At 44.6% G+C, this 15,264-nt stretch carries 11 protein-coding genes; 4 read left to right on the forward strand and 7 right to left on the reverse strand.

Annotated features, from left to right (window positions below; translation table 11 throughout):
* Positions 1-150: 150 nt before the first annotated feature.
* The 3 genes from dps to JN178_RS07075 all read right to left on the reverse strand — a co-directional run bounded on the left by dps (position 151) and on the right by JN178_RS07075 (position 4,245).
* Entirely contained in the window at positions 151-657 is a 507-nt protein-coding gene (dps, locus tag JN178_RS07065) for a DNA starvation/stationary phase protection protein Dps (RefSeq protein WP_202264768.1), read from the reverse strand.
* A gap of 243 nt (positions 658-900) precedes the next feature.
* On the reverse strand, positions 901-1,776 hold the full coding sequence (gene nadK / locus JN178_RS07070) for an NAD(+) kinase (protein ID WP_202264770.1): 876 nt from the start codon (positions 1,774-1,776) through the stop codon (positions 901-903).
* Positions 1,777-1,878: 102 nt separating this feature from the next.
* Positions 1,879-4,245 (reverse strand): fatty acid cis/trans isomerase, encoded by a 2,367-nt coding sequence (locus JN178_RS07075; protein WP_202264771.1) that lies wholly within the window; start codon positions 4,243-4,245, stop codon positions 1,879-1,881.
* A gap of 180 nt (positions 4,246-4,425) precedes the next feature.
* Here JN178_RS07075 and JN178_RS07080 point away from each other — a divergent pair, with 180 nt between their 5' ends.
* Entirely contained in the window at positions 4,426-5,586 is a 1,161-nt protein-coding gene (locus JN178_RS07080; RefSeq protein ID WP_202264773.1) for an iron-containing alcohol dehydrogenase, read from the forward strand.
* Between the two features lie 24 nt (positions 5,587-5,610).
* Here JN178_RS07080 and JN178_RS07085 read toward each other — a convergent pair whose 3' ends face one another.
* The 4 genes from JN178_RS07085 to JN178_RS07100 all read right to left on the reverse strand — a co-directional run bounded on the left by JN178_RS07085 (position 5,611) and on the right by JN178_RS07100 (position 10,014).
* Entirely contained in the window at positions 5,611-6,390 is a 780-nt protein-coding gene (locus tag JN178_RS07085; protein WP_202264774.1) for a 3-hydroxybutyrate dehydrogenase, read from the reverse strand.
* The gene (locus tag JN178_RS07090) at positions 6,383-7,444 is read right to left on the reverse strand and encodes an extracellular catalytic domain type 2 short-chain-length polyhydroxyalkanoate depolymerase (RefSeq protein WP_202264776.1); all 1,062 of its coding nucleotides are present in this window, start codon (positions 7,442-7,444) and stop codon (positions 6,383-6,385) included. Before JN178_RS07090 ends, JN178_RS07085 begins: the two co-directional genes overlap by 8 nt.
* Positions 7,445-7,446: 2 nt before the next feature.
* Entirely contained in the window at positions 7,447-8,637 is a 1,191-nt protein-coding gene (locus JN178_RS07095) for an E22 family MetX-like putative esterase (RefSeq protein WP_202265960.1), read from the reverse strand.
* A gap of 81 nt (positions 8,638-8,718) precedes the next feature.
* On the reverse strand, positions 8,719-10,014 hold the full coding sequence (locus JN178_RS07100; RefSeq protein ID WP_202264778.1) for a GntP family permease: 1,296 nt from the start codon (positions 10,012-10,014) through the stop codon (positions 8,719-8,721).
* A 282-nt stretch (positions 10,015-10,296) separates the two neighbouring features.
* On the opposite strand from JN178_RS07100, the gene JN178_RS07105 reads away from it, so the two are divergent.
* From JN178_RS07105 to JN178_RS07115, 3 genes are all read left to right on the forward strand, one after another.
* Positions 10,297-12,642, forward strand: a complete 2,346-nt coding sequence (locus JN178_RS07105) for a TonB-dependent receptor (RefSeq protein ID WP_159628048.1) — start codon at positions 10,297-10,299, stop codon at positions 12,640-12,642.
* Between the two features lie 138 nt (positions 12,643-12,780).
* Positions 12,781-13,410: a response regulator gene (locus JN178_RS07110; RefSeq protein ID WP_202264780.1), complete on the forward strand. Its 630-nt coding sequence runs from the start codon at positions 12,781-12,783 to the stop codon at positions 13,408-13,410.
* Positions 13,411-13,521: 111 nt separating this feature from the next.
* Positions 13,522-15,255 (forward strand): ATP-binding protein, encoded by a 1,734-nt coding sequence (locus tag JN178_RS07115; RefSeq protein WP_232369715.1) that lies wholly within the window; start codon positions 13,522-13,524, stop codon positions 15,253-15,255.
* Positions 15,256-15,264 lie beyond the last annotated feature (9 nt).

Below are 15,264 nucleotides of genomic sequence, written 5' to 3' on the forward strand. Positions count from 1 at the left end.
TGTATGAAGACGTTAGTAAAGGGCTAACTTTTTGATTATAAAGTGTTTATTTTTCTCATGGTGATGTGAGTATGTTGACTCAAATCACTGTACATCAATCGTAGAAAAAAGAGAGGCAAAGCCTCTCTTTATTACAATTTATGGTAATAATTACTGCAGCTCGCCGCTGCCAGATTCAATGTGCGCGCGCACGAACCACTGAAATTGCTCAAGGTCAGCTAATTGGCCTGTGATCATATCTTCTGATACAGCATCGAGGTCACCGAGTGTTTCAATCGCACTGCGATGGTCGCCATTGACGCCAGCATAAACCGCATCGAGAGCTTTAAGGTGATCCATTACTAAGCCTTTACCAATGTTATAGTCGTCCCAAGTTCGACCTTCAACAATGGCCTTAGGCGTTCCTTTAGGTACGCCACCTAGAGTTGCGATACGCTCTGCAATGGTATCTGTCATGTCACGCACGGCGTCAACCTGAGGGTCTAACATCTCGTGTACGCCAATAAAGTTTGGACCAACGACATTCCAGTGAATATGTTTTAGTGTTAGTTGTAGGTCGAGTAAGGCCACTAAACGCTTCTCCAATACCTCAATGGTTTTTGCAGCGGCGTCGTTATCCATTCCAGGTGCCGTAAATTTGATATTGGTCGTGCTCATGATATCTCCTGATTATCTAGTGCAAAAAATCGATGCTTTCTAGAGCATCTTGAAAAACGTAATAAGAGTGGTGCAACGGCCATGCCGAATTCAGGAGAAATGGTAAGCGCTAGATTTATATGAGAAAAAATGAAATTATTAAAAAATCTTTATTTTTCATATGGCTAACATTAAGAAAAACCTACACACACGTGTAATAAGTGCAGGAATTATTGAACGAGGTAATCAGGTAACGAGGCATGCTTAGTAAAGCTTACTGCCCCAACCTAACTTTTTACGTAATACGTTAAAATAGCTGTAGCCTTTTGGATGGACCAAATGTAGCTTGTCAGCGCTTTTGTTTATTCGAATTTCATCACCGGGTAGTACGGGTAAAACGATATGGCTATCGCAGCTTACCTGAAGTGAATCGCTGTTAACCTTAGAGACTTTCATCGACACTTGGCTATCGGCATCCACCACAATAGGGCGGCTACTTAGCGTGTGAGGAAACATGGGGACTAATGTTAATGCGTCTAGTTTGGGCATAATGATAGGCCCCCCGGCAGACAGGGAATAGGCAGTCGACCCGGTAGGCGTGGCAACGATAAGTCCATCGCTTCGCTGGCTGAACACAAACTGGTCATCAATGTATATCTCAAACTCCATCATGTGCGCTACTTTGCCATGGTGAAGGACGACTTCGTTTACTGCCGAATTATTGCTTTTGAGCTTTTCGTGACGGTAGACCTCTACCTCAAGTAAAAAACGCTCCTCGACCACGCACTCGCCGGTAAATAGTAATTCGAGTTGCTGTGTGATTTCATCAGGATGAATATCTGTTAAAAAACCAAGGTTACCGCGATTTACCCCCACAACGTGAATATCAAATCGCGCTAATACACGCGCTGCGCCAAGCATACTGCCATCACCGCCAACAACGACCGCTAAATCAGCTTCTTTGCCGATGGTAACAAGATTGCAGCTTCGAAAATTATCGGTTTCTAACTCTTCAGCAATACTTTCTTCAACTAGCAATTCACAGCCTTTGGCCAGTAAATAGTCAGCAAGAATATTCAAGCTATCGTGAGTAGCAGCGTGTTGAGGTTTTCCAATTAAAGCAACGGTTTGATAGGGCATGGAACGCTAATGTCCTTTCATTTCCAATGAGTTGGACATTAGCACAGGTATTTTGCAAAAGGAAAGCGTTAAAGTGTTATTGGGTCACCTAAAGTAACCTGTTTAACGATCTTCTAAGCGGTTGTAATCTAACAAGCCACCCTCTATGGGGTAGTGGCGTTCTGACCACTGCAAAAGTGTATCGCTAAATGCCCAGAAATTTGGATTAGTGCGACGCATGCCCACTTTATCTAGCAATGCTTCGTAGTCTTCCTCGCTTTCCATTTGACGTAGTAGTGTGAGTGTTTGCTCAACCTCAGAGGCATTCAGTTGCCAAAATGCATCTGGATAGCTTCCCAAAAAACCATGCACTAACGTTAAAGAGTCGTTTGCTACATCTCGGTTTTCCTCTTCTTCAAACAAACTATTGACGTTAAAGTGGGCGCTGTTTCGCAAAATAGTATACACGTCAATATTATCCGGTTTTTCGTCGTCTCTTATCATCAAAATAGTGGTTTCAGGCAATATCGTGGCCTGCTTGGCTGACAAGTCGTTAATTGATGAAAGAATATTGCGTTGTTGTTGGTTCAACACGGCAGGTGCTAAGCGCTCTGGTTGCGGCTGTACGTGTGCTAAATGCTCTGCGAGCATAGTGTAGAGTTCTTTTTGCGGTGTTGATGAAGAGTAAGTAATACCGCTTTCTTGGTCAAAGCTATTAATGTCACCTTCGAGGTAGTCTGTAAGCTCTTTGCTCGAATTTTGATACCACTTGGCCAACAGCGTCTTACGAGTATCTGGGGGGAGTAAGTTCAAGAAATTTGACTCGCCTTCCATACGAAGAAAATCCATATAAAGCCGTGTCATTAATTGATGGCCGTAGTTGCCGTAAACATCAAAGCCCGCTACCAGCAAATAGTGAATTCGCTCAAGAAGTGCGTAGCCAATCACCCATGCAGTCTTAGGAGTTGCCCCAACCATGCCTTTTACAACCGTAGCATTGTCAAAATGCCTAAATACCGTAAGCGTCGCATTCGTGTTATCACCATCGCCTGCCCAAATACTGTCGATATTTAAGTGCTCACCTTGCTTAAATGTATTGCTAAGAAATTTGTTTCGGGCGCGCATGTAATCGCCTTGGCGCTCTGCGTATTTTACCCAATTGACCGCCAATGCAGTGCTGTCTTTTTCTGCCGGTAGATGCAGGTTGTGTTGTTGCGAAGAGTAAAACGCATTGACGTCATCGGCGGCAGCAACATCTGGCTCGACAAAAAACACCCAAAATCGGTCATTGATTACGTTTAATGCGACTTGTCCTCGGCATACTGGCCCTTTGATGTAACCCATAATGGTATTTTGAGCGCGCTCAAGCATAAAGCGGTAGCGGCTTTTAACGGGTAAATCAGTAAAAGCGGTAAGCGGGTTCGCTGCTACCTCTGGCTTATACGAAGGAAGCGAAGGCACATCAAAGTCGGCATCTACAAACCACGTGTTCCATTTCTCCATTAGGTCATCGTTTATGGCGTAGGGTTGATGCGTTTTACTAACGATAGTGGAGTACACGCCTTGTAAACGGTAATACACACGTTCAACGCCAGGTTCATCAAATGGGCGTCTTGTTGCAATTACGTCAATAGCACTGCCTGGCGGTGTCCGCGAACGCACCAAATTAAAAAACTGTGGTGTTTCGCTTGATTGGTTATCTGAAGCATTTTCAAAGTAAAGATGTGAAGTAAACAAATGTTCATAAATATAACGAGCAGAAAGTTGCGCTTTGTTGCCCTCTGCATTTATCCATTGTTCAAATTCAGCCACAGATTTGCGCTGCGCCTCGTTTAGGTTTGGTTGTTTCGGTATTGGCGCGCCATGATGCAACCACTGTAATAAGGTTGTATGTTCCTTATCACTTAACCCAGGTAATGCGTAAGGCATACCGCCCATAGGTTGCTTGGCAATATAGTTGTCCATTTCATCTATAGTAGGGCATTGTTGAGCACGATTGAGACTAATATCAAATCCTTCGCCCAAATGCGTTGAAGTGGGTTGTGGATGCTGGCGCTTAAGTAACAACATTTGCGCTAGTACCGACGTTTGTGTGGGGGCGGAAGTATCATCATTTGTTGGTAAAACATCAAAAAAGTCGCGCTCACGCCACTCATCGATAGTGTGCGCGTCTAAAAAGAGTCGATTGGGCGTTGCCGCAGTTAGCCGTGTGCCTTCGTATACTTTTTCCTTATTAGCCCCCCGTGACACGCCTTCCGGCGAGGTCATTTTTAGCTGACAGGGCGCGTCATAACATGCATGGCAAACCACACAGCGTTTGGTAAGTACAGGGTTTACTTGTTGGGTAAAGAAGTGTTCGGGAAGTGGCTGTGAAAATGACGTATTTTGCGCCGGGCTGAGCAGTTGGGCATCGGGCTTAATCCATTGCCAAATCAAAACCGCCACTGCCAGTACCGCGAGTACAACTACGGTTTTTACCAAATTACTCATCAAACGTATCCTTACTTAAATCTTACTTCACACTATCACTATCTTTTAGTGATAGCGTAAATAAATTGTTGTTATTGTACTTGTTACGGTAGCCAGTCGGTTTTCGATTTGTATTAGCGTATGCATTATTACGGTTTGTATGGGCTACACTAAATGACCTAATAGGCACAAGGAGCAATCATGTCATACCAAATTATCTTGCCAAGGTTTATGCACATAGGGAAGGGCGCCAGTGAGCGTATCGTAGATACACTTACTAGCCTACAGTGCAGCAAACCATTACTGGTTACTGATCACGTCATGGTTGAATTGGGGTACGCTGCCAAAATGGCCGCTTATCTGGCGGAGCGCGATATTCACATGGATATTTTTTCAGACACGGTGCCTGAGCCTACGGTTTCTTCTATTCGCGCAGGCGTGGATATTGTGCGCGAGGGGGATTACGATTGTATTGTCGCGCTTGGTGGTGGCAGCCCCATTGATAGTGCTAAAGCCATTGCTATATTGGGTAAATTCGGCGGACAAATGCGCGATTACAAGTTTCCCAAGGTTACTGATGATGCTGGGTTACCGATTATTGCCGTGCCTACCACAGCTGGTACCGGCTCTGAAGTCACCCGCTTTACCATAATTACTGATGATGAGACCAGTGAAAAAATGTTATGCGTAGGGCGCGGCTTTATGCCAACAGCAGCCTTGGTGGATTATTCCTTAACCCTAAGCTTGCCCCAGCGCGTGACCGCCGATACTGGTATTGATGCGTTAACCCATGCCATTGAGGCTTATGTCAGTCGAAAGGCAAATTTATACAGCGATGCGCAAGCATTGTCAGCAATGGCGTTAATCGCACCTAATTTGCGTATGGTATTTGCCGACCCTAGCAATGAGCGTGCACGAGAATCGATGATGTTAGGGTCAACCTTGGCGGGTATCGCATTTTCTAACGCGTCGGTTGCTTTAGTGCACGGCATGAGCCGACCAATTGGTGCCGCATTTCATGTGCCTCACGGCCTATCCAATGCCATGTTACTGCCCTCTGTCACGGCTTTTTCTATTCCTAGTGCAAAAGTGCGATACGCACAATGTGCGCGCGCCATGGGGGTAGCAACGCAATCTGACTGTGATGAGTTAGCGAATGATAAGCTGCTTAATGAATTGCGGGCTTTGAATCTTGATCTGCAGGTGCCTACACCTGCTGATTTTGGGATTGATAAAGCCACGTTTATGGCGATGACTACCACTATGGCAGAACAAGCATTGGCTTCAGGGTCGCCGGGTAATAACCCGAGAATTCCAACTATCGATGAGATGGTAGAGCTTTATGGTGCACTGTGGGAGTAAGTACACCATAAAACCTAGAGTTAACTATCGTGCAGTCCAGCCGCCATCTAATATCATGGTTTGACCCGTTATATTACGCGCACTGTTTGACATTAAGAATAATGCGGTATCGGCCAATTCCTCAAGGCTAATAAACTGCTTCTTAGGCATTGGCTCCAGCATTATTTTGTTGATAACTTCGTCTTCCGTTAGGTTGTTTTCTTTGGCTTGCGCAGCAATTTGTTGCTCAACCAAAGGTGTTTTGACATAGGCAGGGCACAGTGTGTTTATGGTGACATCACAATCGCCAGTTTCAAGCGCAACGGTTTTAGCAAAACCTAGCAAACCGTGCTTCGCTGCGACGTAAGCCGATTTGTATGGCGAAGCAACAACCGAATGGATAGAGCCGACATTAATGATGCGACCGAAGTTTTGAGCTCGCATGCTAGGCAAGAACGCCTGAGTGAGTAATGCGGGGCCAACAAGCATGATATTAATGAGTTGTTGCCATTTGTCAGCAGGGAAATCTTCAAGACGAGACACATGCTGAATGCCGGCGTTGTTAACAAGCACATCTACTGAAAGCTTTCCAAGTACCTCCGGTAATGCTGAGACCTGTTGCGCATTACACACGTCCACCGCCACTGCACTTGCAGAGCCGCCATGATGACCTGAATCGTGGGCAAGTTTTGCCGCGGCTTCTTGGGCTGCCTGCTCATTGATGTCTGCGATGATGACGTGATGCCCTTGTTGCACCATAGCGTTTGCCATACCAAAACCGATGCCGCTAGCTCCACCAGTGATAAATACCGTACGCCTAGTCATTGGCTACTCCATCTGTATTAGTTTGATTTACAGGGGCTGAAAGTGATTGCAGCATTTGCGTTACCGCTTTTATTTGTGCCCCTTCTTTGTTGGCATAATCAGAAGAAGAGTAACCCCACCAGTCCCAGCAACCTTGCGGGTTTAATGGCATAAAGAGTGATTTTTTAGTTTGCGGATAAAGCACAACAATATTGTTATCATCCGCCCATTCGTTGATGCCTGTTTGTGTTGTGTATGCGTCGCCTACCGCATCGGCATACTGGTTGCAGCCGTGAAAGCTGATGTGCGCGCGGCATGCTTGTCCCTTTGCGCAGCTTTCTGGAACATAGACAAAGCCTTCGCTTGCTAGTGTCTTAGCGTTGCTGCCAGCAATTTTTTGCTGATCAATAGTGTGCAATTTACCGCTAAGCGCCTTATCTGGCACGTTAAGTCCGTCTATTAAGTGATTAAGCATGTCGCCAGCGGCATCGTAATCGCAATTACCAATAAAAGGGCTTTCTGCTTTCATACAGTCAACGCCTGCTGATACGGTTGGAAATACGTGAGCCATAGGCTTATCGTTAATGTATTTGATATTTGAAGTGTCTGTCCACGATGTGTATTGCTGATGCAGTAAGTTGCTGACCTCTGCGATCACTCTGGTGTCTTGCGTACCGTGAAACAGCCATACTTTTGCGTTTTTTAGATGACTCAGTGAATCAATTTTGCCTGCCGATTCATATTGCAAAGCAGTCTGGCCTAGCGCACTTAAATCAATATTGCCTTCAACCTTATTGACGCATTGTGCGAGGGCTGTGGTTATATCGCCTTTTGCACAAAAGTAAGGGCCTGCGGCAAGGACCCCCACACCTTTTACCCAACTGCTATGAGCCAAATGAAATTGTGTCGCCATATAGCCCCCTGATGAGAGTCCTGACACTGTGACATTGCTCACATCCAGCGATAAAGCAGGTACAGGATCTGTGCTTTTTATTTCTTGTGCCCACGTACAGGCGGAAACAAATAGCCCAAGCGCATTGACGCTAGCGGTTAGCATTTTGAACCTTGTTGTCATGGTTATTCCTTTTCTAAAAATGATTTTATTGCGTCGGCCTGAGCTGCAATGTTTGCTACACCTTCCAGGTGTCCTAAATTGCCACCTAACGTGCGATAGGTACTGCTGTGTTCCTTTTGTGTTAATTGCTGATGCGCGCTGTCAGCTAAATATGGCATTAGGAGCAAATCGGACGCTGATGGAATAAATAGTGTTTTCGCTTTTATTGTTTTTAAGCCTTCTTCAAGCGATTGTTGATGACCTGCTACAAACAGCTGGCAGGCTCTTACTAAATATAAAAGGTGATTCGCGTCCATGTTTTTACTTCTATCGTAAGCACGTTCTCGAAGCCACTTGACGATAGAATGGTCGTCGGTTATGTCGTTCAGCGGGTTTTGTTCAATATTGTGAAAATCTATTGCATTGCCTTGTTGATTAAAAAAGTCTGGTGTTAGCGCGTTTTGCGTAATGAGCATCAACGACGCTGCAAGGCCGTCGCGAGGCGGGGTATTGCCATAATAGTTACCGTTGTTAAAGTGTCTGTCCAACTTTATCGGGGTAGCCCAATGTTCAAGAAATGCGGTTGTCCAAGCGTCACTCTCGCCCGCGCCAATGACTGAAATCATTCTATCAACCCAATCAGGATAGGCACTTGCCCAGTCGATGGCTTGCATTGAGCCCATAGAAGGTCCAACGACAGCGTGAAGCTTGCTAACGCCAAGGCTCTCGAGCAATGCCTTTTGAATGTTTACAAAATCTCTGATAGTCACTACCGGAAACGAAAGGCCATAGGGTTTACCTGTCTCTGGATTAATACTCGCAGGGCCAGTAGTAACCACATTGCTGTCGAACGCATTCAAATTAGCAAGGGTATCAACGCTCACCACATAGAACTTGTTGGTATCAATTGCTTTGCCCGGCCCTATAATAGAGTCCCAGTAGCCCGGTGCGCTATCATGCGGGCTGTATTTACCCGCAGCGTGTGAACTCCCTGAGAAATAGTGGGTAATCAGAACCACATTATCTTTGTTTTTCGATAATTTCCCATACGCTTCCCAGCCTACTTTTACTTGCTTGATTTCCTTTTTACCGAAGGTCGTGAAGCTATCTAGTGTGAAAGTCTGCTTTTCAACCAGCATATAGCCATTACGGCTTGCTACTGTTGGGTTGTCCGCAGTTGATGCCTGCGCGAACTGAACACAAAAGCCAAACATTACGAACACACAGAAAACGTTTACTGAAAACCGTAATTCTGTTGTGTTGCAAAAACGCATTATCATGTCGATGTTCATCCTTTAAAGAAAGCTAAACAGGCCAATCGCCATCGCAAGACCAATAAGTGGCACTACAACAGTAAGTGCGCCAACTGCCCAGTAAGCTGCTTGATGGGTTTCGTGACAAATTGCTCGTATGGTTGTCACTACGTAGCCATTGTGGGGCAGAGAATCTAATGCACCTGATGAAATTGATACAATACGGTGTAACTGGTCTGGTTCAACGCCTTGGTCCAAATAGTGCGGAGCAACAAGCGGTAAGGCAATGGCCTGCCCACCAGATGCACTGCCAGTAAGACCGGCAATTACGCTTACCGCAATTGCGGCACCGATTAACTCGTTACCGGGAATAGCCGTCATTAACTCAACGGTATTTTGAAAGGCATCGGTGTTTTTGGCGATAGAGCCAAAACCTACCACTGCAGCAGTATTACCAATTGCAATTAGCGCGCCTGTCGTACCTGCATTTATGGCAGAGGACAAACTATGAAAGTGCGAATAATTAATGGCAAGCAAACACAGTACGCCGCCTCCCAAAGCCAAAATAAGCGCCAGTTGTGCTAAAGACTCATGAAACAAAAATGAAATCACTAACACGACAATAAGCGGAATTATGCCTGTAAGCGGATGAGGTAGAGCACGCGTGCGTACTTCTGGATCGCTTTCACGGGCTTCAAAAACTTCACCGTCATTTACCGCTTTTCTGATCATTTTGGCTAACCACCAATACCCAAATACGGCCATAAACAGTGCTACCACCAAGCTTACTTCCCACGCGGCAAAGGGTGACGTGCCCAAGTATTTTATGGGGATCCAGTTTTGGATTTCAGGCGAACCTGCCGATGTCATGGTAAATGTCACTGAGCCAAACGCCATGGCAGCAGGAATGAATCGTCGCGGTAAGTTGGCATCTTTAAACAGGCTCACGGCCATTGGATACACCGAGAATGCGACGACAAAAACACTTACGCCACCATAGGTTAAAATAGCGCATGCCAACACAACCGCTAACACCGCGCGTTTGTAACCTATTTTAGTGACAATCCATCGAGATACTGCGTCGGCAGCCCCCGTATCTTCCATAAACTTACCGAACAACGCACCAAGTAAGAACATGAAAAACCACGACGCAATAAACCCTGAAAATCCGCTCATATAGGTTTCAACAAAGTTTACGTCGCCGGTGAACACGGCAATGTTGTTGGTTAGTGCAACGACTAACGCACATAAAGGGGCTGCAATAAACAGATTCATTCCGCGTATTGTTAATACAATAAGCAGCAACAATCCGCCTACCAAGCCAATCATACTTAACATAGTTATTTCCTTTAAAAATCTGTGACCGCAGATGATCCGGAACAGTTAAGTCGATACGAGTTTTGTATAGCGCGACGTCGTTCAAAATGGAAAGACACCGTATAAATGCGATACAAATCAATTAAAAGCATAAAATTCAGTTTCAAAGTTTGACGTTACTTTTGTAAAAATCCCATAGTACGATGGTACTACATACTGTTAACAAATAATTAACTAAAGTGAGTTGGACCGTAGGCAATACATCCGGCAGTGAACAAAACTTAAAAGAAAAAAGGACTCACTATGTCACCATCTACACACACAACATCTGTCGCTTCTACACGTATAAGCGATGACACAAACTCACCACGCATGCGTCGTAGCATCTGCGCTGTTGCTGTGGCGGCAGGGCTATTATCATTGCCTGCGTTGGCGCAAGACGCAGAAAATGCAGCGGCGGAAAATGAGAAAGGAAAGTTAGAACGTATTGAAGTGACAGCGCGTAAAACCGTAGAGTCATTGCAAGAAACCCCTGTTGCCATTACGTCAGTTGGAGCAGCTGAATTGGGTGAAAAGGGGATTAGTGTTCTAACCGAGATACAACAGTTTTCGCCTAATACAACATTACAAACCAGTCGTGGTACCAACTCTACATTAACCGCTTTTATTCGCGGTTTAGGTCAACAGGACCCACTATGGGGCTACGAGCCGGGTGTCGGTATTTACGTAGATGATGTCTATATTGCACGTCCTCAAGGGGCGGTGCTTGATTTACTGGATGTGCAGCGTATTGAAGTATTACGTGGTCCACAAGGCACACTCTATGGTAAGAATACTATTGGTGGCGCGGTTAAATACGTGACCAAAGAAATGTCTGGTGAAACGCAAATGAACGTTGAGGCGACAGTAGGTAGCTACAGCCAACGAGATGTGCGTGTTACTGGGCAATTTCCATTAGTTGAAGATACCGTTTACTTAGGTGTTGGCTATGCGAATCTCAATCGAGATGGTTTTGGCGAATACCTGCTTAGCGCCTTGCCTAATCAAGATAAAGAGAACTACAACAAAGATTTATGGGCAGCGCGAGTCACTTTAGAAATTCATCCAAGTGACGACCTATTTTTTAGAATCGGATGGGACAAAACGGAAGATACATCAAATGCGAAAGGCGGCTATCGTCTGTTACCCAGTATTTTAACCGATGCACCTGTACCTGACTCAGTATATGACTCTTATACCAGCCTACCTACGTGGAACAAGGTTGAGTTAGAAGGTTATAGCTGGTTGGCGCGCTACAATGTCAGTGAAAATTTAGAGCTTAAATATATCGGTTCGCATCGCGAGAGCTACTCGCCAACCAATATCGATTTTGACAATACGCCGCTTCCTATCTTTGATGTGCCTGCCGAATATGATGACAGTAATGATACCCATGAGCTGCAAGCAAATTATGCAGGCACAAACTTTAGCTTAGTGTCTGGCTTGTATTTTTACGACGGCGAAAGCTGCGGTAATTTCGATGCAATACTAGGGGTACTTGGTGTGGCGCTTGGCGCACCTGGGTTGACCCGAGAAGTCACTGGCTGTAACAACTCTGAGAGTTGGGCTGCGTACGCACAACTTAACTATGACATTAGTGACAAAGTTTCATTGTCATTAGGTGCGCGTTATACAGATGAAGAAAAGTCGGCAGTGGTGAACAACGGTCTTATTTTTGCCAACGTTTATCCGTATACCGATTGGATCGATGGCTATGTTCGTCCTGATGGCCAGTTAGTGCCGCAAGTTCTGGGGTCTGATAGCGATGGTGACGGTGTACTTGATGCACCAGCCGTGCAAAGTTGGTCTCGCTTTACGCCAAGAGTCGGCATTGAGTATCAAATGAACCGCGATACTATGTTTTTCGCGAGCTATTCACAAGGCTTCAAGTCAGGCACGTTTAACCCTCGCGCCCAAGTCAACGAACCAGGTGTAGAACCTGAAGTTGTAGATAGCTTTGAATTAGGTGTGAAGAGCGATTTAACTGACGCACTTCGTATGAATGTTACCTTGTTTTCTTATGACCACAAAGATAGACAATACATCGGTGTAGAAGGCGACCTTTCCGATCCGACTGCACTTGATCAGCGTCTAAGAAATGCGGCTGAAACTGCGGCCAAGGGTGCTGAGGTTGAAATGACATGGGTTGCTACTGATAACCTACAATTCGATGTTGCCTATGGGTACATTGATTTTGAAATTAAGAAAAACAATGCAACGCCACCGCTTATTGGCCTAGCGAGTACGCCTGAAAATACGTTTAACTTTAACGCGAACTATTTATTTGAAACCGATTTCGGTGATATCTCGTTTAACGCCAATTACTACTATCGCGACGATTACTTGATTTTTGAAACCAGTGATCTTATTCAGCAAGATGCTTATGGCATGGTAAATCTAAGTGCGCGTTGGGAGAGTGTTGAAGGCGATTGGTACGCAGGATTACATGTTAAAAACTTAACGGACGAAGAATACCTCGTAGGCGGTTACGACTTTGTAACCCGTGATGAGCAAGGCAACTTTGGCCCTGGGCTAGGCGGTGATACAACGCTTATTGGTTACTATGGCGATCCTCGTACAGTACACCTCACCGTGGGCTACCGCTTTTAAGTCTATGCATTTTAATTAGCAACGAAGTTGCGTAATGCTATGTCACGCGTCGGGTCAAAATGGGTGTTCGAACACTACTTATTTTGGCTCGGCGTGATAGTATATAAATTAACAAAGTTGTTACACGTTGATTGCCTCATGCCTGTTAAAATATTGATTGCTGACGACCATCCCTTATTTCGCGCAGCGATGTGCCATGCACTAAGTACCATGTCTGATACGGCGCTAGTTGAAGCGTCAACGTTTCCTGAAACCCTCTCTTGCCTTGAAGAAGATGATGCCATTGAACTTGTTTTCCTTGACTTAACTATGCCAGGCAATGAAGGCCTACATGGCTTATCAAGTATTCAAGCCCAATTCCCAGATGTTCTGGTTGTCATTGTCACCGCTCAAGAGTCAGCTTCATTAGTGCAAAAAGCGTTGGCACTTGGCGCCAGTGGGTTTATTCCAAAATCCGCGTCAATAGAGACTATTGTTGAAGCTGTAGAGCAAGTTCTCGATGGTGAAACATGGGCGCCATCTAATTTACAGCAAGAACAGTTTGTTGATGAAATTGATGACTTTCCCAGCAAGTTGCGTGAATTAACTCCGCATCAACTCAAAGTACTTCGCATGGTATCAGACGGTTTGCTTAACAAGCAGATTGCGTATGAGCTTGCCATCTCTGAATCTACGGTTAAACAGCATGTGTCGGCTGTGTTGAAGAAACTTGGCGTGATAAATAGGACCAAAGCGGGAATTGCGTTTAAAAATGCCATGCAGGTGTAGAAAACGGTAATAGATAACGGCATTCCCTTCATACTTTAGGGTAACAATACATACATTTGCCACTATCTCTACTACGCTTCTAAAAACACGTGTGAATATAGGGATTAAAAATTGGACAACAACGAGGTTATGCTCGAGGAAAAAGGAGAACCACGAGCGCTGTTAACGCAGTTGTTAAAGCCAATGGCTGCTGCTTTTTTTATTCTTTATGCAATGCTGTCGTTAAGTCATTGGTTGTTACTTACTGATGACTTCAAATGGATCTTGGTTGTTACTGCTATCACAACCACCGTGTATAGCTTGGTGTTAATGCTTATTGCGACACGAATAGGCGCGACAAAACAGCGTCTAGGTATTCTATCGCTTCTTGTATTCGGTACAGTTAACAGTTTTCTTCACTTCTGGTTATCGCAATCTCCTGAGCAAGCGACCAATATTGTTATAGTTATCCTTGCTTCAGGTATCGTTTTGTCTAATAGGCGCGACTGGGTAACAGCAATAGCACTCAACTGGATTGGCTGGCTTTTTGTAAACCTGTCTGTCGACATGCCCATGATGATGCATTTTCTTTTTGCGTTAATCATGGCAACTTTTTTAAGCTGGTTTGCTCACCTTGCAAGACAAAAGTTGATCATCAAGCAGGTTGAATTAGGACAAGAAAGGGATAACGCAATAGCGCATGAATTAAAAGCAAAAGCGGCGAGCGAAGCTAAAAGTACGTTTCTTGCAAATATGAGTCACGAGATCAGGACACCCATGAATGGCGTAATCGGTGTGATAGATGTCATTAGTCGAAGCAATTTAGCGGATACACAGGCACAGTTAATAGAGACGGCAAAACGTAGCGCCAATTCACTAATGGTCATCATCAACGACATTCTGGATATATCAAAAATAGAAGCAGGTGAGTTGAGTCTTGAAAATATTGAGTTTGATATTCTTAAGCTGACAACTGATCTGCAACAAGAGCATAAAGTTCAGGCAGAAAACAAAGCGTTGTGGCTAAGATTTGAACCTCAATCCATTGAGAATAACAACGTTATTGGCGACCCATACCGGCTGAAACAAATCTTCAATAACCTTATTTCAAACGCCATAAAATTTACAGAAAAAGGCGGCGTTACCATTCGGTATAAAACGATAAGTTGCGAAGATGCAGTGAAATTACAAGTAGAAGTTGTTGATACAGGGATAGGTATAAGCGAGAACGCCATTGATCATCTTTTTAATCCATTTTCACAAGCAGATAGTTCAACGACAAGAAAGTTCGGTGGTTCGGGATTAGGACTTGCAATAACCAAGCAATTGTGTGAGTTGATGGACGGCGAGATAACAGTAACTAGTACACCGAAAGAAGGCTCTGTATTCTCATTTTTTGTAACCCTAATGCCTGGAAGAAATGATATCAGCAGTATTACTGAACATTCACAATTTTTGCCATCGAACATCGATATCGCTTTGTTATTGGTAGAAGATAATGAAATAAACTTGCAAGTTATGTTAGCGATTTTAGATAACTTGGGTTGTAAAGTTGACGTCGCTCGAGATGGTGAAGAAGCGATAGACATATTGTTGAAGACAAATACGAATGTATACGACCTCATTTTAATGGACTGTCAAATGCCCAATATAGACGGCTATGAAGCCACTCGTATGATACGTGCGGGAAAGGCGGGGGATAACGTCAAAAACCTACCTATCGTTGCGCTAACCGCAGATGCTATGGAAAGTCAAAAACAGAAGTGTTTTGACGCAGGAATGAATGACTACCTTACTAAACCCGTCAATGTTGATTTATTAAAAAACGTTTTGGCATCGTACTCAAAAATAAGATGCAGTATTTAATTCATCCAT

The organism is Alteromonas sp. KC3 (assembly GCF_016756315.1).
Taxonomy (GTDB): domain Bacteria; phylum Pseudomonadota; class Gammaproteobacteria; order Enterobacterales; family Alteromonadaceae; genus Alteromonas.